This window comes from Aquimarina intermedia (assembly GCF_008124785.1).
GTDB lineage: Bacteria > Bacteroidota > Bacteroidia > Flavobacteriales > Flavobacteriaceae > Aquimarina > Aquimarina intermedia.
Window position 1 is genome coordinate 202,233 of the sequence record NZ_VNHU01000003.1, and the last position, 20,249, is coordinate 222,481.

The 20,249-nt window shown below is 35.6% G+C and carries 17 protein-coding genes; 4 read left to right on the top strand and 13 right to left on the bottom strand.

Going from position 1 to position 20,249, the window contains the following annotated elements:
* Positions 1-12 precede the first annotated feature (12 nt).
* Both hutI and hutH read right to left on the bottom strand, forming a co-directional pair.
* Positions 13-1,299: an imidazolonepropionase gene (gene hutI / locus BD809_RS06285; RefSeq protein ID WP_148782117.1), complete on the bottom strand. Its 1,287-nt coding sequence runs from the start codon at positions 1,297-1,299 to the stop codon at positions 13-15.
* A gap of 10 nt (positions 1,300-1,309) precedes the next feature.
* Entirely contained in the window at positions 1,310-2,890 is a 1,581-nt protein-coding gene (gene hutH, locus BD809_RS06290; RefSeq protein ID WP_148782118.1) for a histidine ammonia-lyase, read from the bottom strand.
* An 84-nt stretch (positions 2,891-2,974) separates the two neighbouring features.
* Between hutH and BD809_RS06295 the strand changes: the two genes are divergently transcribed.
* Positions 2,975-3,853: a LysR family transcriptional regulator gene (locus BD809_RS06295; RefSeq protein WP_148782119.1), complete on the top strand. Its 879-nt coding sequence runs from the start codon at positions 2,975-2,977 to the stop codon at positions 3,851-3,853.
* Positions 3,854-3,856: 3 nt separating this feature from the next.
* Here BD809_RS06295 and BD809_RS06300 read toward each other — a convergent pair whose 3' ends face one another.
* The 4 genes from BD809_RS06300 to BD809_RS06315 all read right to left on the bottom strand — a co-directional run bounded on the left by BD809_RS06300 (position 3,857) and on the right by BD809_RS06315 (position 6,857).
* Positions 3,857-4,228 carry a nuclear transport factor 2 family protein gene (locus BD809_RS06300; protein WP_148782120.1) on the bottom strand — a complete coding sequence of 124 codons (372 nt, stop codon included), beginning with the start codon at positions 4,226-4,228 and terminating at the stop codon, positions 3,857-3,859.
* Between the two features lie 103 nt (positions 4,229-4,331).
* Positions 4,332-5,639, bottom strand: a complete 1,308-nt coding sequence (locus tag BD809_RS06305; protein WP_148782121.1) for a cryptochrome/photolyase family protein — start codon at positions 5,637-5,639, stop codon at positions 4,332-4,334.
* A 1-nt stretch (position 5,640) separates the two neighbouring features.
* Positions 5,641-6,336: an SDR family NAD(P)-dependent oxidoreductase gene (locus BD809_RS06310; protein WP_148782122.1), complete on the bottom strand. Its 696-nt coding sequence runs from the start codon at positions 6,334-6,336 to the stop codon at positions 5,641-5,643.
* 5 nt (positions 6,337-6,341) lie between these two features.
* On the bottom strand, positions 6,342-6,857 hold the full coding sequence (locus tag BD809_RS06315) for an SRPBCC family protein (RefSeq protein WP_148782123.1): 516 nt from the start codon (positions 6,855-6,857) through the stop codon (positions 6,342-6,344).
* A gap of 384 nt (positions 6,858-7,241) precedes the next feature.
* Here BD809_RS06315 and BD809_RS06320 point away from each other — a divergent pair, with 384 nt between their 5' ends.
* Positions 7,242-8,081 carry a DUF2911 domain-containing protein gene (locus tag BD809_RS06320; RefSeq protein WP_148782124.1) on the top strand — a complete coding sequence of 280 codons (840 nt, stop codon included), beginning with the start codon at positions 7,242-7,244 and terminating at the stop codon, positions 8,079-8,081.
* A 53-nt stretch (positions 8,082-8,134) separates the two neighbouring features.
* Here the strand turns inward: BD809_RS06320 and BD809_RS06325 are convergent, their stop codons facing one another.
* From BD809_RS06325 to BD809_RS06340, 4 genes are all read right to left on the bottom strand, one after another.
* Positions 8,135-9,109: a Gfo/Idh/MocA family oxidoreductase gene (locus BD809_RS06325; RefSeq protein ID WP_148782125.1), complete on the bottom strand. Its 975-nt coding sequence runs from the start codon at positions 9,107-9,109 to the stop codon at positions 8,135-8,137.
* Positions 9,106-10,794, bottom strand: coding sequence for a sodium:solute symporter (locus tag BD809_RS06330; protein ID WP_148782126.1), 1,689 nt, complete (start codon positions 10,792-10,794; stop codon positions 9,106-9,108). The genes BD809_RS06325 and BD809_RS06330 overlap by 4 nt, the downstream gene beginning before the upstream one ends.
* 170 nt (positions 10,795-10,964) lie before the next feature.
* Positions 10,965-13,463, bottom strand: a complete 2,499-nt coding sequence (locus tag BD809_RS06335) for a PIG-L family deacetylase (protein WP_148782127.1) — start codon at positions 13,461-13,463, stop codon at positions 10,965-10,967.
* Between the two features lie 104 nt (positions 13,464-13,567).
* Positions 13,568-15,739: an endonuclease MutS2 gene (locus BD809_RS06340; RefSeq protein ID WP_148782128.1), complete on the bottom strand. Its 2,172-nt coding sequence runs from the start codon at positions 15,737-15,739 to the stop codon at positions 13,568-13,570.
* Positions 15,740-15,831: 92 nt separating this feature from the next.
* On the opposite strand from BD809_RS06340, the gene BD809_RS06345 reads away from it, so the two are divergent.
* Entirely contained in the window at positions 15,832-16,497 is a 666-nt protein-coding gene (locus tag BD809_RS06345; protein ID WP_148782129.1) for a uracil-DNA glycosylase, read from the top strand.
* On the opposite strand, the gene BD809_RS15545 is transcribed toward BD809_RS06345, so the two are convergent.
* Entirely contained in the window at positions 16,498-16,668 is a 171-nt protein-coding gene (locus BD809_RS15545) for a hypothetical protein (protein WP_170251770.1), read from the bottom strand.
* Positions 16,669-16,999: 331 nt separating this feature from the next.
* A complete protein-coding gene (locus BD809_RS06350) occupies positions 17,000-17,854 on the bottom strand; it encodes a substrate-binding domain-containing protein (protein WP_148782130.1) in 855 nt (284 codons plus the stop codon).
* A gap of 142 nt (positions 17,855-17,996) precedes the next feature.
* Between BD809_RS06350 and BD809_RS15550 the strand changes: the two genes are divergently transcribed.
* A complete protein-coding gene (locus BD809_RS15550; RefSeq protein WP_170251772.1) occupies positions 17,997-18,143 on the top strand; it encodes a hypothetical protein in 147 nt (48 codons plus the stop codon).
* Positions 18,144-18,152: 9 nt separating this feature from the next.
* On the opposite strand, the gene ppk1 is transcribed toward BD809_RS15550, so the two are convergent.
* The gene (gene ppk1, locus BD809_RS06355; protein WP_148782131.1) at positions 18,153-20,201 is read right to left on the bottom strand and encodes a polyphosphate kinase 1; all 2,049 of its coding nucleotides are present in this window, start codon (positions 20,199-20,201) and stop codon (positions 18,153-18,155) included.
* Between the last annotated feature and the right edge of the window lie 48 nt (positions 20,202-20,249).

Sequence of the window (20,249 nt, forward strand, 5' to 3'; positions counted from 1 at the left end):
TAGCTACTAATTTTATAAATGTGTTTTTAACGAATCGTTCTGTATCAGTTCTCCGTTTTTGAAAACAAATGAGGGCTTTAGTTTACCTTGTTGGTAAAAAATCTCATTAAAATGATCTGTCTGAAAAAGATTAAAATCAGCTAAATTGTCAGGTGCCAGAGTACCCCTATCCTCAAGATTTAATACTGCCGCCGCACGATACGTAATTCCGGCAAGTAGTTCTGCATTGGTTAGTTTTTCAAATGTGCCTAATACACATGCCTGGAGTAAAAGATCACCCATGGGAGCAGATCCCGGATTCCAGTCACTGGCTATTGCCAATGCTCCTCCTTTGTCAAGCAGTTTGCGCGCAGGAGTAAAGTCACAACCTAAACCTAGTGAAGCGCCTGGTAAGGCTACAGCTATAACATTACTCGCTGCTAGCAATTTTATTTCTACATCAGAACTAGCTTCGAGATGATCTGCACTCAGTGCCTTAAACTCAACCGCAACTTTACTACCTCCTGTTGTAAACTGATCTGCATGAACTGTAATATCAAAACCCATTGCTTTGGCTTTTTCAAAATACGACCTGATCGTTGTTTCAGAAAAAGCACTTTCTTCAATAAAAGCATCAATACGGTGGGTTAACTCTTCTTTTATAAGTATTGGAAATAGTTCGGCACTGATTTCGCCAAGATAGGCTTCTGCAGTTCCTTCGTAATCTTTGGGAAGCATATGAGCTGCCAAACAGGTACTTATCAAATCAGCCAATGTATTTTGATTAGCTTGGTTAATAGCCCTTAACATTTTCAATTCTTCTTTTATTGATAACCCGTAACCACTTTTGACTTCGACCGTTGTTATGCCGGATTGTAAAAGTGTATTCGCACGTACTGCAGTAAGTTCCACTAACTCTTTTAGTGAAGCTTTTCTGGTCTGTGTAACGGTATCCCAAATACCGCCACCGGCTTTGGCAATTTCAAGGTACGTTTTACCCGCATTTCTCAAAGCATAATCGCGAGCTCTTGAACCTGCAAAACATATATGTGTATGTGCATCGATAAAACCGGGCGTGCAAACATAATCACCTTCCAGAACTATAAATCTTGCATTGCGTGTTAATGCTTCTGATTTTAACTCTTCATATTCTGCTATTTTTTTAATTTTATTGTCTTGACATAAAATTCCAGCATTTGAGATTATCGGTAGGTCCTCATCCTTCAATGCTCCTTTAACGTTCAAAGATGTCATAGGTAAACATTGCGTTAAGGGGCCAATAAATAGATACGGTGAGTGCGATTGTGTATCATTCTTCATAAAATCAGATTTAATAGGTTTCAAAGAGTTCAGAAAACTCTGTTTCTAATGAATGTTTACTCTTTGTAATCATTTCATCCACTGTTTTTATAATGGCACGGGATTTAATCAACTCAATTCCGATCTCGATATCATCAGAAAAAACTCTGTCCTTTGCAGCAAAGCTTACATGAGATCTTACCATTTTATGAACTTCGTCCAGAAGAACACCCGACTTGAGTGGTTTTCTAAAATCGAATGCTTGTGAGGCAGTTAGCAATTCGATCGCTAATATTTTTTCAACATTTTCTAATACTTGTAATGCTTTGCGTCCACTAATTGATCCCATACTTACATGATCCTCCTGTCCCAACGATGTTGGGATACTATCTGCACTGGAGGGAAAACACAGCCCTTTATTCTCACTGGCGAGGGCAGCGGTGGTATATTGCAGAATCATATAACCTGAATTAATACCCGTATCATGCATCAGTAATTTAGGAACTCCGGGGGAGTTACCTTCTAAAGATAAATAAATTCTACGATCTGAAATATTACCAACCTCAGAAGCCGCAAGGCATGCATAATCCAACGCCATAGCTAGGGGTTGACCATGAAAACTACCTCCGCTAATAGTTAGATCTTCGTCAATTATTATAGGATTATCCGTAACTGAATTCAATTCTACTTCCAAAAGTTCTTTTAAATGAAGCCAGGCATTGCGAGAAGCTCCATGAACTTGAGGGATGCATCGCAGCGAGTAAGGATCTTGTACCCGATCACACTGACTATGGGCCTCCATAATCTCAGAACCTTCTAATAATGCCTTTATTCGTTTGGCCACGTGTTTGTTTCCCTTAAACGGACGAAGTTGATGTAGCTCTTCAAAAAATGGTTTTACCGATCCCTGTAACCCTTCGATCATCATAGCGCCAATAATGTCAGCTTGGGAGAGACAACTTTGCAATTTATCAACGACTTTTACAGCATGCGCAGCTATAAACTGAGTTCCATTGATCAATGCCAAACCTTCTTTAGGCCCCAAGTCTAAACTTTCTAAATGATGAAGTGTGAAAAGTTCACGAGTCGTAATAATCTCATCTTTGTGTATAACCTTACCCAGACCAATCAAGGGCAAAAATAAATGGGAGAGCGGAGCTAAATCTCCCGATGCACCTACAGAACCCTGTGAGGGTACGATAGGTGTCACATCATTATCAATATGCCATAAGATTCGATCTAATGTGGCTTCAGCAATACCGGAGTATCCTTTTGATAAGGAGTGTAATTTTAAAATGAGCATTAACTTAGCTATCTCCGTTTCTATTACGTTTCCTACACCTACACTATGGCTTTGTAGAATATTAGTTTGTAATACTTTAGTTTCATCTTTCGATATTTTGGTTGTACATAAGGGACCAAAGCCGGTATTTATACCGTATACCGCATCGCCTTTTTCGACAATATTTTTTACTACTTGAGCACTAGCTCTAATTTTTTGGCGTGTTGTATCTGTGAGCCTTCCTTTACATTCTCCACGAGCAAGTCTAAGTGCCAAACTTGCTGTTAAAAAATCTTCTCCGTAATTAAAGTATTCTATTGATCTCGACATAGTTGTAATTTTCTATAGCTATGGTCTAAAATACTATCTATATTTAATACTTATAAATACTATTTTTGTCATTAATTAATACCTATGAAGCATCAATTAGAGTTACGTCATTTTAAGTATTTTATTGCAGTTGCAGAAGAATTACACTTTCGCAAAGCTGCAGAACGTTTATTCATCTCTCAGCCGGGTTTAAGCCGACAGATCAAACAGATGGAAGGTATCATTGGAGCTAAGCTTTTTATCCGTGATAAGAGAAATGTAGTATTAACCACTGCTGGTGAATACTTGAAAAAAGAAATCAATTATATCTTGAATCATCTCGATGTTACGCTTAAACAAACTGAGTTAATAGATAAGGGAGACCTGGGAGAAATTAGAATAGGTTTTTTAGGATCGGCCATGCAAAAAGTTATTCCGGATGTACTAGTCCAAGCCAATGCACGATTTCCGAAAATTAAATTTTCTCTCGAAGAAATGAGCAACTATGATCAGGTGGAGGCCATATTGGACGATAAACTCGACGTAGGTTTTGTGCGCCTGGATTATGTCCCGGATACCATTGATAAAAAAGAAATGTATACAGAAACATTCTCTATAGTACTACCCAAAAATCACCCTTTAAAGAAGGAAAACTTCCATTCGGTCTCACAACTATCACAGGAAAATTTTATCCTATTTTCTTCAGATTACAGTTCGCTATATTTTGCTCAGATTATGAGTATTTGCAAAGATGCAGGTTTTTCGCCAAAAGTTTCACACAAATCGGTGCATGCCCAAACCATTTTTAAACTTGTAGAAAACGGATTAGGTGTTGCTATAGTTCCGACATCACTTCAATACGGATTTGACCTTGCTATTAAATGTTTAGAAATCCCAAACATAAAACAGCGAGCGGTGCTTTCAATTATTTGGAAAAAGGAGAATCGCAATCCCGCCTTGCCTCAGATCAAATCTTTGTTGTAGGCATCATGCGGTTACCGGCATTGCATAATAAAATTGTTCCTCTACAATTTTTCCATTATTCACGGTAAATACGCCTAACTCCTCCATTTGCATGCGACCTTGACCTTTAAAGGTACAATCAAAGCTCATCTTACAGCTAAAATGATTTTCTGCAACGAGAGGGTCAGAGATATCACCTCCATGATATTCTTCTACATTATCGTACCAATCTTCACTTTTTTTGGTAACAGCATCCTTTCCTTTAATCACCTCATTGGGCAACCCAGGCATTTCTCTACTTACGATATTTTGATCGTACAGCTCTTTAATAGCCTGCATATTTTCTCCTTTCCGGCAGAGTTCAACGAGCCGGTGTGCTACTTGATTTGTGTTCATCGTGTTGTATTTTAAAAGGTTGTTTTCGAAATATTCTTGCTTTATTTCATGCCTTTAAAATACAAAAAAAACGATTGAAAATCAATAGATTATATCAAGTTAGTTATTGCAAAGCTTTTTTATAGGTGGTCAAACAACGTTCTCTTGCCTCTTTATGATCTACTATCTTGTCCGGATAATCCTTAGTACCAAATTCTTCAATCCAGTTTTTGATGTACTGCTGTTCTTTGTCAAATTTATCGATTTGAGTAGTAGGATTAAAAATTCTAAAATAAGGAGCGGCATCTACGCCACTGCCCGCTGCCCATTGCCAATTACCGACATTACTAGACATTTCATAATCTAAGAGTTTTTCAGCAAAATATGCTTCGCCCCAACGCCAATCGATAAGTAAATGCTTACATAGAAAACTCGCTGTCAACATGCGCACACGATTATGCATATAACCGCTTTGATTTAATTGCCTCATGCCTGCATCAACCAATGGATATCCTGTTTGTCCCTTTTTCCATTTGTCAAATTCTTTTTCGTTATTTCGCCACTCAATGCGGTCATATTTCTTCTTAAAAGCTTCATTTTGAGTCCTTGGGAAATGCCAAAGAATTTGCATAAAAAATTCTCTCCAGATTAGCTCTGACCAGAATATTTCATTTTTTTCTGCAATTGCCTTTTTCATCATTTTCCTTATACTTACCGTCCCAAAGCGTAGATGAGGTCCTAATCGAGAAGTGCCTTGATTCTTGGCAGGATAATCACGAGTGTCCTCATAATTTTGGATAAGTGTGGGAGTGACCGTATACTCAGGTATTTCAATTGATGATGGCGTAAAACCTATATCAGAAAGACTTAAATTTGATAACCTTGAGTTTTTATATAGATTGGACAAATGCTGACTTGTGTAATGAATAGTTAGCGCATCAGGGTTGAAGTGTTCTTTCCATTTGTTTTTATATGGGGTATAAACGACATATGGATTGCCATCAGCTTTTACAATTTCATCCTTCTCAAAAATTACTTGATCTTTAAAAGTATAAAAGGGTATATTCTTTTTATCAAGCAATTCTTTTAATTCCTTATCTCGTTGTAAAGCGTAGGGTTCATAATCGTGATTGGTGTAGACTTCTTTAATCTCGTAAGTTTCTAGTAATTCCTTAAAAATGTCATTGGGTGTACCATAATAAATGCCAATAGAGCTTTGGTGAGCATCCTGAAGCTCTTGTCTCATTTTTTGCAGTGTATCAAAAATAAACGTAACTCTGGGATCATCTTCAACCAATTCCTGAAGTATGTTTTTATCAAAAATGAATAAAGGTACTACTGGGTAGTCACTTTTTAGAGCATTTAGAAAACCAATATTATCATCCAAACGGAGATCTCTGCGAAACCAAAATACAGCTACTTGTTTTGACATCTTAGTTGATGTTAAGAGTTGATAAACCTCCGTCGACGCCTAGTACCTGACCCGTAATCCAACTACTTTTATCGTTCAATAAGAAAGAAGCTATATTGGCTATATCCTGGACGTTGCCTACACGTTTTAGGGGATGACGTTCCTCCATTTTTTCACGTTTTTTTTCGTTGCCCAATAAACGCTCGGCTAGCGGTGTATCTGTGAGAGATGGAGCAATAACATTGACTCGCATGGACGGAGCGTACTCAGCAGCAAGCGCCTTAGCGAAGCCTTCAATAGCCCCTTTGGCCGCAGCTACACTTGTGTGAAAGGGCATGCCAACTTTTACCGCCACCGTGCTAAAGAATAATAAACTTGCGTGATCAGATTTTTTAAGATGAGGTAAAACGGTATGTAATGTTTTAACAAGTGATAGAAAATTGAGATTCATATCATTCTCAAAAGTATCAGGGCTCAGCATATGAAAAGGTTTCAGGTTGATATTGCCGGGACAGTATACAAAACCATCAAAGGTATCAGGAAGTTGCTCCAAACTTAGTTGATCTGTAGTACTATCAAACGGAATGTAAGTAACTTCGAGCGAGCCTAAGTTTTCAGAAGTTCTAGAAGCAACAAAAACCCGGTGTTCTTTTATGAGTTGACTTGCAAGTTCAAAACCGATTCCGTGACTTCCGCCTATTAAAAGTATATTCTTCATTGTAGTTAATTTAAGATATCTTGTTTAAGTGTGGGATCAACAACAGTTTTGGGAACTTCTTCATACGTTCCGAAAAGTTCGATTAATTTTTTCTCTCTGTAATCAAAGATTTCCTTTAATTTGGGTTGCACCAGAAACGGATGTACAAGACGACCTAAAAATCCAAAGGGCACTTTGTAGTCAATTATATCTTCCATTAAAACACCTCCCGGAATCTCTTTTATAAAATGCTTGTGATGCCAAAGTGCATAAGGACCAAATCGCTGTTCGTCAACAAAATACTCATTTTTTAGAACATGCGTTATTTCTGTGACCCACTTAGTTTTGATTCCGGCTACGGGAGTAACTAAGTACTGTATAATTTGCCCCGGGAACATGGCACGATCTGCACCACTAAGTATTTCAAATCCCATATAATCAGGGGTGATAATTTTTAGATTGGCAGGGTCCGATAAAAAAGCCCAGGCTTGCTCAACTGATATAGGCAGCTTTTGCTTACTCTTTAAGGTATAAATTTTCATGATTGTACACTTGAATGTAAATGTACCAACATTTTGTTTAACTTTAACATCATTCTTGTTAAACAAAAATTAAAGTTACATTGCGACTCTTTCATAATCTTCACAGCAATAATCTGACTTGATAAGTTTGTAAGTGATCACAGCTTGAAGCGATTCAACGATCTGATTTGGAAAATAGAACTACTGATGTACCTAATTTTAATAGAGAAACATAAAAAAATAGAGTAGTAAAAGTTCTATTAAACTCTGCGTTTTTATGTGTTTTTTATCACTTATAAAGCATCTGAAAAGCCAGGATTTTTATTTTAAGTTTTTGTTAACCTTTTTCGGGAGATTGATGAGTATTTTCGTTAGACCATAAATAATTAACAAAATCTAAACATAATGAAAAAGATCATTTTACTATTAACAGCAACACTTCTTAGTACAGGTGTTTTTGCTCAGGTAAAAACTCCGCAACCAAGTCCAACCTCAAAAATTGAGCAAGTAATTGGTTTGACAGATGTAACCGTATCATATTCCAGACCCAGTATGCGCGAGCGGACTGTTTTCGGATCTCTGGTTCCATTTGGAAAATTATGGAGAACAGGTGCTAATGAAAACACGAAAATTACTTTTAGCGACGATGTTAAAATCAATGGATCAGACCTAAAAAAAGGAACCTATGCTATTTTTACAAAACCAACTAAAGAGAATTGGGAAGTAATTTTTTATAGCGATGTTAATAACTGGGGAACTCCGCAAAAATGGGATGATGCTAAAGTAGCGTTAAAAACTACAGCTAAAGTAGGAACCTTACCGATGAAGGTGGAAACATTTACAATTATGTTCAGCGATTTTAAAATGGACAGTGCTAAATTAAATTTTATTTGGGAATCTACTGAAGCTATGTTAGATATCGAAGTACCTTCTAAAAAAATAGCTGAGGAAAGTATTCAAAAAACACTTGCTGGTCCAACGGCTAATGATTACTACCAGGCGGCAGTATTTTATAAAGAAACCGGAAAGATCGATATGGCCAAAGAATATATTGATAAGGCTGTAACTATGCGTAAAGAACCGGCATTTTGGTATCACAGACAACAGTCGTTAATTTATGCTGAAATGGGTAATAAGGAAAAAGCAATTGAGGCAGCCAAAAAATCTTTAGAATTAGCAGAAAAAGCAGGAAATGCTGACTATGTAAAAATGAATAAAGATTCTCTGAAAGAATGGGGAAGCTAAGATTTTGGTAACGATAAGAAAAAAAATGCGGCTATTAGGTCGCATTTTTTATATCAATATTCGAGATTAATTCTTTTCCGGATTGTATCCAACGTAGCTATTAACTCCAAACTTTTACTCAAAGGCATAATATCACTTTCTTTGTTTCCTTGTTGCAACATTTTGTTTACATGCTCAATTTCAAAATTATACCCAAAAGTTTCTACAGGAAAATTAAATGTTTCGTACTTATTTCCTTCGGTTACAGTAACACTTGAAGGTTCATGAAAGCGTCCGTTTATCACTATTTCTGCACGCTCTAATTTAATGATTGCCTCAGTTGTAGTTTTCTTTTTAATAGAAGAGAATAATTTAGAAGCAACCTTATTATTATGCTTTAATTCGACTTCACAATCTTCATCAATTACTGTTTTACCTATAGTTGCTTTAGCACTAATTTCTTTGGGAACACCTAATAAGTCCAGTGCTAAAAATATGGGATAAATACCAATATCTAATAAAGATCCTCCTCCCAGTTCCTTGTTATAAAGTCTGTTTTCTGTATCAAAAGCCACGTTTATCCCAAAATCTGCTTTAATTTCAAGAATCTCCCCGTATTTTTTGGAAACAATAAGTTCTTTTACAAACTGATAATGTGGTAAAAAAGCCGTCCATAACGCCTCCATAAGAAACACTTCATTTTGCTCAGCAAGGTGTATCATTTGTTGAACCTGTGCAATAGAAATACCCATTGGTTTTTCACAAAGGACTGCTTTTTTATGCTTAAGACACAAGAGGGTATGTTCAAAATGAAAGGTATGAGGCGTAGCAATGTAAATCACGTCGATTTCCGGATTTGACACAAGCGCTTGATAATTATCATAACATGTTGTCGCATTATAAGTCTCGCTAAAAGTATTGGCCCTATTTTCATCTTTGCTCGCTACAGCTTGCAAAACTGCGCTATCTACAGTTCTCAGATCACTTGCAAATTTGTGGGCTATTCTTCCACATCCTAAAATTCCCCACCGTATCTTCTTACTTTTCATGAGACTATTTTTATTTTATTTGGTCGTTTTGTTATGGATTGGATAATCAATGCGATGGACATAACTAATAAACAACCTAAAACGTTGAGCCATAAAAAAGGCATTACATCAAATAGCCAAACGATAATTATAAGCATCTGGGTGATTATCGCAGCGATAAAAGTTGCATTGGACTTTACGTATTTTAGAAAGAATGCCAAAAGAAAGATACCAAGAACATTACCATAAAATATCGAACCGATAATATTTACTAATTGAATTAAATTATCAAATAAATCTGCCACACAAGCTACAGATATTGCAATAATTCCCCAGAGCAGTGTAAATAATTTAGAAGCTCTCACATAATGAGTTTCACTCTTTTCGCCACTGACATTTCGCTTGTATAAGTCAATTACTGTTGTAGAGGCGAGAGCATTGAGTTCTGAAGCTGTCGAAGACATTGCAGCAGATAGAATTACTGCTAATAACAGCCCTATAATTCCGCGAGGAAGATTATTTAAGATAAAGTGAATAAAAACATAATCCTTATCATTGGTTTCGATTATTGGGTCGGCTTGGTTTATTAACACTTTAGCCTTTTCTCTATTTTGTTGTTCTTGAATATTTAAAAGTTTAAGATTGTTTTTTAGCGCTTGTTGTTGACCACTACCTACATACTCAGTAATAAGGACTTTTTTTTGTAGATGAATTTCAGCCTGATCTCGTTCCAGTTCCTGGTATTCTTCAGAATAAGAGGAGTTGGTTACAGCAGCTTGTGCAGCAGGATTAAAGTTGAGCGGAGAGGTATTGAATTGGTAGAAAACAAAAACCATCACACCAACCAGAAGAATAAAGAATTGCATGGGCACCTTCAAAATTCCGTTGAAAATTAGGCCTAGCTGACTTTCTCTAATTGATTTTCCGGTTAAGTATCGTTGAACCTGACTCTGATCGGTACCAAAGTATGAGAGCGCTAAAAAGGTTCCTCCAATAATACCACTCCAAAAAGTATAGCGATTTTCAAAATCAAAGGAAAAATCCAGGATTTCCATTTTTCCGCTAGCTCCTGCAATATCAAGCGCATCTGTAAATGTTATACCTGCAGGCAGGTAAGATAGAATAATATAAAAAGCTATAAACATACCTAAAAATATAATACCCATTTGTTGTTTTTGAGTAACACTTACCGCTTTGGTTCCCCCGGAGACTGTATAGATAATAACGAGAATACCTATTATAACAGTTAACAAAGTCAAATTCCATCCTAAAATAGCTGATAATATGATCGCGGGAGCAAAAATTGTAATTCCTGCCGCCAGCCCTCGTTGCACCAAAAATAGAACAGCCGTTAAGGTTCTGGTCTTTTGGTCAAACCTACCTTCTAGAAACTCATAAGCGGTATATACATTCATCTTATGATATAGTGGAATAAATATCATACAAATGATGATCATTGCAATAGGTAATCCAAAATAAAATTGAACAAACCCCATGCCGCTGTCAAAAGCCTGACCCGGAGTAGATAAAAATGTAATAGCACTTGCCTGGGTAGCCATAACTGATAATCCTATCGTCCACCATCGGGAAGTATTATCACCCTTTAAATATTGTTTTACGGTTGTACTTCCTTTAGTTTTCCATACTCCATAAAGTACGATAAAAGCCAAAGTTCCCAGAAGGATTATCCAATCTATTAGTTGCATAGCTTAAATTAAAATTGATAGTCTTTTGACATGAAGAACTTACGCTCCATAATGTGAGGAAATTAGATAAAATGCCAAAATATAGATAGTATTTAGGACGAGGACCAGTGTATATTCTTTTTTCCAAACAAATTTCTTTTCCATAGCAGGATAGTTTTTAAGTATTCTATTTATTTCCCCAATGATATTAAGTTTGCAAATAATCTGTACGCTCCGGAAACGCCTGCAGGAAATTCTCTAAAAAAGCTTAAGCCCGTATAGATGTAATTACCTTTTCCATAGGGGGTAACCAACAAACTTCCCTTTTTGGAAGATTCTCCTTTATCATTAATTGCTAAAATGGGACTATATTCTTTGGACCACTCATCTGGAAAATATAGGCCTCTTTCTTGAACCCAACCTTCGAAATCATCGGGTGTTATTTTATTGGGGTAATTAAGTACGGGATGTTTCGGATCGATAAAGGTAACTTTTGCATTCTCATCAGTTACACGATCACGGGAAACATTGATAGGGTAGGGCCCCAGATTTCCATTGACTTTCAATCCTCTATTAGTGTTATACTGGACGATTAGATTCCCTCCATTCTTCACATAATCGAGCAAGACATCTTGTTTGAATTTCAATTCTTCAACGATATTATAAGCGCGAATTCCCATGACGATGGCGTCAAATTTTGATAAATTATTCGCGGAAATGTCATTGGGTGCGATAGTAGTTACCGTATATCCTACTTGGGCTAAGCTTTGAGGAACCACATCACCAGCACCTTCAATATATCCGATATTCTGACCTTTTCTCTGTATATCTAAACGAACAACCTTGGTTTTTGCCGGCAGTATTACAGTTTGATTAGGTATATGATCGTATGTTATGGATATAAGCTCCTTGTCATATTTTTTTTCATTTACCGTTGCTACCGGTTGAATTAAACCCTCACTTTGATTAGCGGGTGGTGACAATTTAAAAGAAAACTCTTGTACTTGTCCTTTTTGAGTATTGTTAAAAGAATAATTATTGGGTTCCACGGTCCAATCCTGTGGAGTCTCAAGCTGAAGAGTTCCCGATAGATTGTCTTGTTGTGGAAGAAGGTTTACCCGGATCTCTTGTGAATTGTTGTTGTTGTAAATGACAACTTTTTCATTTAATGAAACTGCAACCTTTGGTACTACCTCTAAGGGTTGATATACTTCGCCTTGTACAGGATCATTTTTTTTAAATACAATCTCTCTTGCAATTACTAAGCTGTGCTCTCCAATTTTGACAGAAAAGTTAGCTCGTAGATTCTTTAAAGTTTCCGGTTGGCCTATTAACTGTCTGTCTTCAACATTATACATACCCAAGGTTCCCTGTTTGTTAAGCCAATAAGGATTAGTACTTAAGCTGTTTTTGGGGAGGGTTATTTCCGATGTAAATGTATTCGATTTATTATTTTCTAAATTTATACCATCAGTAATTTTTAGAGTTGTCGGTGCTAGCGTTACTTTTTCCAGATAAATAGGTTGTTTGCTTCTATTAATAGCTTCAATCTCAATTTTTAAGGAAGACCCAGGAGTAACAAAATGATTATCAGTAACTGCCTCGAGATAAAGTCCACTGGCAGCCACTATAATTTCTGTAATTTCATCCAGTTTGATAGTTCGCCAATGCTCATCTTCCAATTTTTTAATTAAGTCAAATGCTTCAAGTAATTTAGGAACTGATTTTTCAGGATGATTAAAATCAAATTCCTGCTGTACAGTCGTTAAAAGTTGGTAGAGTGGTTTACCACCTTTAATGCGATTCCATGTGGTATCAATACCTTCAAAAATAGATTCTTTTTTGGTTGGCATAGTACCGTTAATTAGTTCTATATATTCTAAAGTTTCACCCCGGGTTCCTGTACTGCCAAAACCCTGAGATTTATGCTGGCTTCTACTCAAAGCAGCAATTTCTGTATTAGAAAGACCAGTTTCGGGGTAGTAGGTCCCCGTATCCAAACTCATAAGTCCTTTTTTATCAGCTTTATCAAATTTTTCCCGACTGCCATAAAACCACCATGAGGTATTAAAGAACTGTCTTGCAGGCTGCCAGGTCTTTGTATATTTTAATTGATCAGAAAACGCTTTAGAATCAGCTGCTAACTCATATGCTTCTACGCTAAGCATTGCAGAGGAGGTGTGATGACCATGTGTTGAACCAGGGCTTCTATGATCAAATCTGTTAATTATTACATCGGGCTTAAATTTTCTAATAGCCCATACAACATCGCTAAGTACGTCTTCCTTATTCCAAATTTCTAATGTTTCATCAGGATGCTTAGAATACCCAAAATCATTGGCTCTGGTGAAGAGCTGTTCACCGCCATCAATCCGTCTTGCTGCGAGTAGTTCTTGTGTTCTTATTACTCCTAAAAGTTCCCGTATCTCAGGACCAATTAAATTCTGTCCACCATCTCCACGAGTTAGAGATAAATAGGCCGTTCGAGCGTTTTGTTGGTTTGCCAAATACGAAATTAGACGCGTATTTTCATCATCCGGATGCGCTGCGATATATAAAACAGAACCTAGAAAATTTAGCTTTTCAAGTGCATTATAAATTTCAACGGAATTTAACTTTTTGGGTTGCTGAGCGTTACTATCTGTAATTCCAAGTGATAAGAGGATACAAATCGTAAGAAAAAATCGCATAATAGTAGTGTTTAGGATGTCTTCAAATATATAAAGATATTGAAGGAGCCTTAATGCTTTAAGGATTCTTTAACAATTAAGAAATCGGTAACGCCATTGTGATGTCACTTCTTACGCTCCACAAATTCCAGCTGATCCAACGTAACATTGGTGGTGAAGATACCATAATTTACTATGGCCTTGTTCTTTTCTATAGTGTCGATAGACCCCACAGATTTTCCATCGATCATACGAACTCGGTCTCCAACCTTAAGCGTAACTTTTGGTTTTTTTATCTCTTCCTTCAGCTCCTTTTTCTTTTCTTCTTTCTTCTTTACACGAATAACCTCTACCTTCTTTTCGACTTCTTTTTCAATCTTTTTTGCAGCTGCTTTTTCTGCATTCTTTTGCTTTAGAGATTGTCTTTTTCGCTTTGAATTTTCTACTTCAACAAGCTTCATGAATTCGTTGATTAAATCACGTTTCTTTTTGTTGTTAAAATATTTTTCACTCAAGTCATTGATTTTCTGCCCTAGATAGATCATTCGTTGATTACTATCATAAAGTTCCTGATAACTTTCGAGCTTTTGTTGAATACGCTGGTTTGTTTTATCCAGTTTTTCCTTTTCTTCCAAAGCTTTTAGTTCTTTACTTTTGAGAGAAGAGGTAGTTTTTTCTAGCTTAGATCGTTCTTTTTGCAGATCGGCAATACTTTTGTCAAAACGAATTTTACCACGTTCAACTTTTTTCTTAGCCTTATTGATGAGACTGTAAGGTATTCCGTTTTTTTGTGCTACTTCAAAAGTAAAAGAACTCCCTGCTTCACCTAAATGTAATTTGAATCTTGGTTCCAATGTTTTTGCATCAAATAGCATATTGGCATTTGACATATAAGGAAGCTCATTAGCTAACATTTTTAGATTAGCATAGTGGGTGGTTATAATTCCGAAGGATTCACGTTCATAGAAAACTTCTAGAAATGCTTCTGCCAGGGCGCCTCCAAGTTCAGGATCACTACCTGTACCAAATTCGTCAATTAGAAATAGGGTTTTATCACCACATTTTCTTAAAAAATATTTCATGTTTTTAAGACGGTAGCTATAGGTGCTCAAGTGGTTCTCAATGGATTGGTTATCACCGATATCAGTAAGAATCGTATCAAAAAGACATACTCGGCTATACTCATGTACAGGGATGAGCATACCACTTTGTAACATGAGCTGTAATAGTCCTATAGTTTTAAGTGTGATACTTTTACCACCCGCATTGGGACCAGAAATTACTATGATACGGTTGTTTTCATCTAAGGTTATACTTTGCGGAAAAGTTTTTTCACCTTTGGCTTTATTATTAAGGTATAATAAAGGATGATATGCATCTTTTAATTGAAGTTCTCTATTTTTGGAAATCTGCGGTAATATCGCATCCAGTTTTTTGGCAAATTTAGTCTTTGCTGCAACGATGTCGATGTGACTCAAATATTCCTGATAATCAACCAACAATTCACTATGTGGTCTTAGTTGATCGGTAAGTGCTTTCAAAATCTTTACGACTTCTTCGCGTTCTTCATATTCGAGGTTAGTGAGCTCTCTACTATATTGTAGCGTGGCTTCAGGTTCGATGTATACGATACTTCCTGTTTTGGAGTTTCCCATGATAGCGCCCTTAACCTTACGTCGGTACATGGCTTTAACAGCAAGTACTCTTCGGTTGTCAACTACACTTTCCTTGATTTCATCAAGGTACCCCAAATTATTATATCTCCCTAAATCCCTTCCAAAACTTCCATTTAATTTGCCTTGAACAGCGTTGATGTCCTTTCTTAAATTTGCTAAAACCGGGGATGCATCATCCTTTATTTCGCCAAACTTATCCAACACCGATGTTATTAATTTATGAATGATATCGGTAAAGGATACTAGTGACGAGCGGTCAAATAGATTAGGATACAGTTCGTGACGTTTTTTAAAAAAGGCTAGTAATACGTTGGCTGTATCACTTAAAGCAACTAATTTCTTAAGATTGAAAGCTTCAAGAAAAGCGTTTTCGATTTTTAAAAGTTTTAATTCCCCATCGATGGTGTCAAATCCGTGATTAGGGATACGACTCTCTTGAAGGTAGGAACTTTTATATTCATTTACTTGATATAAAGCAGCTCTAAATTCTAAAGAAGTTTTAAAAGGTTTAATATGTTGAGCCTTGAGTTTACCTTGATCTGTGGTACATAATTGGGTAATATGCTCCAAAATCGTGTCAAATTCAAGATCTTGTAATGTTTTATCAGAAATGCGAATCATATAGTTGTAGCGCCCCTTTTTTTAAATTATCTTCAGGCTTGGAAATTAACAGATACAAAAATAAACAAATCCCATTATTATACAGCTGATATATGGACGTAAAAATTGAAAAGAGTTGGAAGCAAATTTTGCAAAAAGAGTTTTCAAAACCCTACTTTGGAATTTTGAGTGATTTTGTTAAAACTGAATATTCAAATTTTACCTGTTACCCAAAAGGGAGCGATGTTTTTTCTGCTTTTGAACATTGTCCATTTGATGATGTGAAAGTGGTTATTATTGGACAGGACCCATATCATGGGGTTGATCAGGCTAATGGGCTTTGCTTCTCTGTACACGACCATATCGCAAAACCGCCTTCTTTGATAAACATTTTTAAAGAAATAGAGGAGGATCTCCAAATTAAATCACCGGAGACAGGTAATTTGGAACGTTGGGCTAAGCAGGGAGTCCTTTTATTAAATGCAACCCTAACAGTTCGCGCGCATGAAGCGGGTTCTCACCAGAAAAAAGGTTGGGAACAATTTACAGATGCTGTTATTGAAGAAGTATCCCAAAAAAAAGAAAACGTAGTGTTTCTTCTTTGGGGAGGCTATGCTCAAAAGAAGGGAAAAAAAATAGATGTGTCCAAGCATAAGGTTTTAAAAAGCGGACATCCCTCACCATTAAGTGCGAATCGCGGATATTGGTTTGGTAATAAGCATTTTAGTCAGGTAAACGAATATCTCGAAACTATAGGTAAAACGCCTATCGAGTGGTAGTTAAGCTGCTTTAGCGATTTCTATATCCTTCGCTACTGTAGGAGCTACTTTTGTGGTGCGCATTTTTTTCTGAGGTTTTTTATTGTCCCCTTCTACAGATTGAATACTAAACTTCAATAAGATAAAATTGATCAATAAAAGACCACCAAGAATGCATAAAAACGTTGCCATAATATTTTGTTTATTATTAATTAGATACTTAAACTACAATATGGTTGCGTGTACGTTAGTAAAATATTTTTGGGGTAATGGTGTGCAAATTTAGTATTAAAATTTATTTATTAAAGAATTACAACAATTAATTTTAATAGCGTAGTATTTTAAGTTCGTCTAAGGTTCAGTTGAACTTGTTAGATATCTAAAACTATACCATTATAGTAAACCAACAAAAATTATCCCTAATAAATGAACTTTACAATATGAAAAATTAATAAAAAGTTTTGAGTTTAATCTACTGAATTACAATTGGTTGTGTATTTTGTTTTTAGAATTGAAATCCTATCTATTTGACAATATGTACTATATCAGATGCAGGTAACGTATTTTTTATAATATCAAGGTGTACTAATTTTTTCTGTACCCTTTCTAAAATATGTGGAGAAAGTGTGGATTGACTCCACGTAGTTAGGTCTAACCATTTTTGAATATCGGATAATTTTTGATTGTACCGTGTTGCTAAGAGTTTATCAATGTCCTTACGATTTTTGAAATTTTGTGTTTCGTTATTAATAACTCTTAAAATTGTTTTAACCTCTTGTGCATTGCTCATAAGAACTTCTTCCCGTACAGCTATAACAAAACAAGGCCAAGGAGTAGGGCAGTCCCCAATATGACGAAAAGTACCATCATCAACTAAGGGTTTTGTAGTAAAATGTTCCCACATAAAATAATCCGAAGTTTTATTTGCTAAGGAATTTACGGCACCATCTAAATTTTTGACTACTTCAAATTTTAAATTATCTGTTTTCCAATTATTATTTTCGGCATTCACATACGCCATCAAATGAGAACCGGATCCATACCGACTTATGGCTGCAGTTTTATTTTCTAAATCTGCAATATTGGTATAAGGAGCATTAGCATCAACATGGATTCCCCAAATTAATGGAGATTCAATGTAGGTTTGTACAATTTTGGAAGGGTTTCCCTCTATGCGATCTTTGATTATACCTTCGGTTAAGATGATCGCCATATCAATCTTTTTCTCCCGTAGTGCCTGGCACATAGCACCTGTACCACCTGAAAAATCTTTCCAATTCAGGTCGATACCTTGCTCGGTAAAACGACCTTCTTCAATCATAAGATGCCATGGTAAATTAAAATGTTCTGGTACGCCGCCTACGGTAATTTGTTTCATAATAGTGTACTTAATTAGCTGTATTTTTGTATTTAATCGATTTTAAGTGCTTAAAATCGATTAAATTAATAATTTTAAATTATATTTGGAGTATTTTTCTTATTCAAGAGGTTAGGTCCTCTTATCTTTTAAAACCAAAAGTATGATCAAAAATTACATTAAGAATACATCCATTATTTTCAAAGAATTTAAATTAAAGAATATTTCAATTGATATTGGTGTAATCATTATAGTAGCAATGCTTTTAATTACTAACTTACTGGTTAGCTTGCAGGTTTTGTTTGGTTAATCTACGATCTTAATCCGCATGTATTTCTGATAGATATTTTATAATTTCATATTGAGATCTAATAGCTTTTTCTCCTTCATTTCGCATCATGTACTCATTAGTCTCCTCTGCATCTTGATACCTGGCTTTTACATTATCATTAAGCTGAATGTTTAAGATAGTTTGTAATTCATTCTTTAATTTAGAACTCAGTATAGGAGTTAAAACTTCAATACGATTATCCAAATTTCTAGTCATCCAGTCGGCACTACCCATATATAGAATGGGGTCTTCAGCAGACTTAAATTCATAAATCCTACCATGTTCTAAAAAACGATCCAATATACTAGTAATGGTAATATTCTCGCTAATACCATCGAGACCCGGTACTAAACACGAAAACCCTCTGACTAATAAGTCTATTTGAACACCCGACTGACTAGCATCGTAGAGCTTGTTTATTATTTTTTGATCTTCTAAACTATTCAGTTTTGCTTTTATGCCCGATGGCTTTCCATTTTTTGCATTCTCAATTTCTACTTCAATGAGATTTTCAAACGTTGATCTTGTGTTGAAAGGAGAAATTAAAAGTTGTTTTGGTTTAGGAAAGATCATTTTACCCGAAAGTATTTTGAATACTTGGGATAGATCTTTTGTTATTCTTGAATTTGCAGTAAATAGCCCATGATCGCAGTATATTTTGGACGTTTTTGCATTAAAATTTCCAGTTCCTATATACCCATATTTTATAGTCTTATCGTTCTCTTTTCTTTTAACGAGTAAAATTTTTGAATGTACTTTTATCTTTGGATAACTATAAAATACATTTGCTCCCTTTTCTTCAAATTTTTTGCCCCATTTGAGATTGTTTTCTTCATCAAATCTTGCTTTAGCTTCCACAAAAACGGTTAGTTTTTTTCCATTGTCCAGCGCATTAAGAAGTGCTGTTGTTAGTGCAGACTCATCTGCAACCCGATATAATGAAATTTGAATTTGAGTTACATATGGGTCACTAGCTGCCTGGTTAATGAAATTTTGAACATAATCGAATGACATGTATGGAAAATGAACCATTTGATCTTCTTTACGAATGATATCGAAGTAATTTTTTCCTGATTCAAACGCGCTATGTTTTATCGTCTTTAATTCCGGATGGGATAAAGTAGGATTATTTTTTGGATTAGGAAAACTAAAGAAATCACTAAAATTATGATACTTACCTCCGGGCATCATATCCACCTTGCCCAATCCCAAAGCATATCTTAAGTCTTTCTTAACAGCTTTAGGCATTTTTGTATCGTAAAGTAACCTTGTAGCTTGGCCATCTTTGCGGCGGTCCAGAGATTTTTTTATTTTCTCGGCAAGAACCCCTTCAAACTCATCTTCTATATATAATTCGGCATCTCTAGACAATTTGATCTCGTAGCAATCGCTAATTTCCTCTTCGTCAAAAAGTTGACCGATATTCGCTTTTATAATATCATCTATAAAAGTGATATAAACTTTTTCGTTTTCTGAGGGAAAACAGACAAAACGCCCTATTTCTTCGGTGGGCAAATTTACTATTCCCAAAGTTTTAGATTCCTTGAAGGTCACCACAAAGTAAAGAGAGTTGTTATCCAAAAAAACAGATTCTTCCTGAGAGGGTAAAAAAGTTTTTGCTTCAATATGCGGTAATACCTTTCGTATAAAAAATTCGGTTGCATACGCTGACTGATTAAAATCGAATTTTTTTTCCGAAACTAAATAAATCTTATTCGTTGCTAATTCAGGAATAAGCTCCCGATAAAAAATGTGGCCAAAACGTTCTTGCTGGTCCTTAACTCTGTTAAGTATTTCTTTAACTTGTTTGTTTGGCTTTAATGCGAGCCTTTTTCGAATTTTCTTATCAATTTTTTTAATTTGACGTAATCGTGATACCCTTACTCTAAAATATTCATCTAAATTGGAGGAAAATATTGCCAAAAACTTTAAACGTTCATATAACGGATTTTTCTCATCTTCGGCCTCCTGTAATACACGCTCATTAAAACTCAACCAATTAAGATCTCTATGTTTGTAAGGATATTTGTCTATCATATATTTAATTCAAATTGCAACAGCCTGTAAATCATCAATAATGTATCG

Coding starts and splice junctions, on each gene's coding strand:
- BD809_RS06340 (WP_148782128.1), bottom strand. CDS start 15,739: ATGATTCGCATTTCTGATAAAACATTACAAGATCTTGAATTTGACACG.
- BD809_RS06325 (WP_148782125.1), bottom strand. CDS start 9,109: ATGAAAAGTAAGAAGATACGGTGGGGAATTTTAGGATGTGGAAGAATA.
- BD809_RS06345 (WP_148782129.1), top strand. CDS start 15,832: ATGGACGTAAAAATTGAAAAGAGTTGGAAGCAAATTTTGCAAAAAGAG.
- BD809_RS06330 (WP_148782126.1), bottom strand. CDS start 10,794: ATGCAACTAATAGATTGGATAATCCTTCTGGGAACTTTGGCTTTTATC.
- BD809_RS06310 (WP_148782122.1), bottom strand. CDS start 6,336: ATGAAGAATATACTTTTAATAGGCGGAAGTCACGGAATCGGTTTTGAA.
- ppk1 (WP_148782131.1), bottom strand. CDS start 20,201: ATGATAGACAAATATCCTTACAAACATAGAGATCTTAATTGGTTGAGT.
- BD809_RS06295 (WP_148782119.1), top strand. CDS start 2,975: ATGAAGCATCAATTAGAGTTACGTCATTTTAAGTATTTTATTGCAGTT.
- BD809_RS06315 (WP_148782123.1), bottom strand. CDS start 6,857: ATGAAAATTTATACCTTAAAGAGTAAGCAAAAGCTGCCTATATCAGTT.
- BD809_RS06350 (WP_148782130.1), bottom strand. CDS start 17,854: ATGAAACAAATTACCGTAGGCGGCGTACCAGAACATTTTAATTTACCA.
- BD809_RS06320 (WP_148782124.1), top strand. CDS start 7,242: ATGAAAAAGATCATTTTACTATTAACAGCAACACTTCTTAGTACAGGT.
- hutH (WP_148782118.1), bottom strand. CDS start 2,890: ATGTCGAGATCAATAGAATACTTTAATTACGGAGAAGATTTTTTAACA.
- BD809_RS15550 (WP_170251772.1), top strand. CDS start 17,997: ATGATCAAAAATTACATTAAGAATACATCCATTATTTTCAAAGAATTT.
- BD809_RS15545 (WP_170251770.1), bottom strand. CDS start 16,668: ATGGCAACGTTTTTATGCATTCTTGGTGGTCTTTTATTGATCAATTTT.
- BD809_RS06300 (WP_148782120.1), bottom strand. CDS start 4,228: ATGAACACAAATCAAGTAGCACACCGGCTCGTTGAACTCTGCCGGAAA.
- BD809_RS06305 (WP_148782121.1), bottom strand. CDS start 5,639: ATGTCAAAACAAGTAGCTGTATTTTGGTTTCGCAGAGATCTCCGTTTG.
- BD809_RS06335 (WP_148782127.1), bottom strand. CDS start 13,463: ATGCGATTTTTTCTTACGATTTGTATCCTCTTATCACTTGGAATTACA.
- hutI (WP_148782117.1), bottom strand. CDS start 1,299: ATGAAGAATGATACACAATCGCACTCACCGTATCTATTTATTGGCCCC.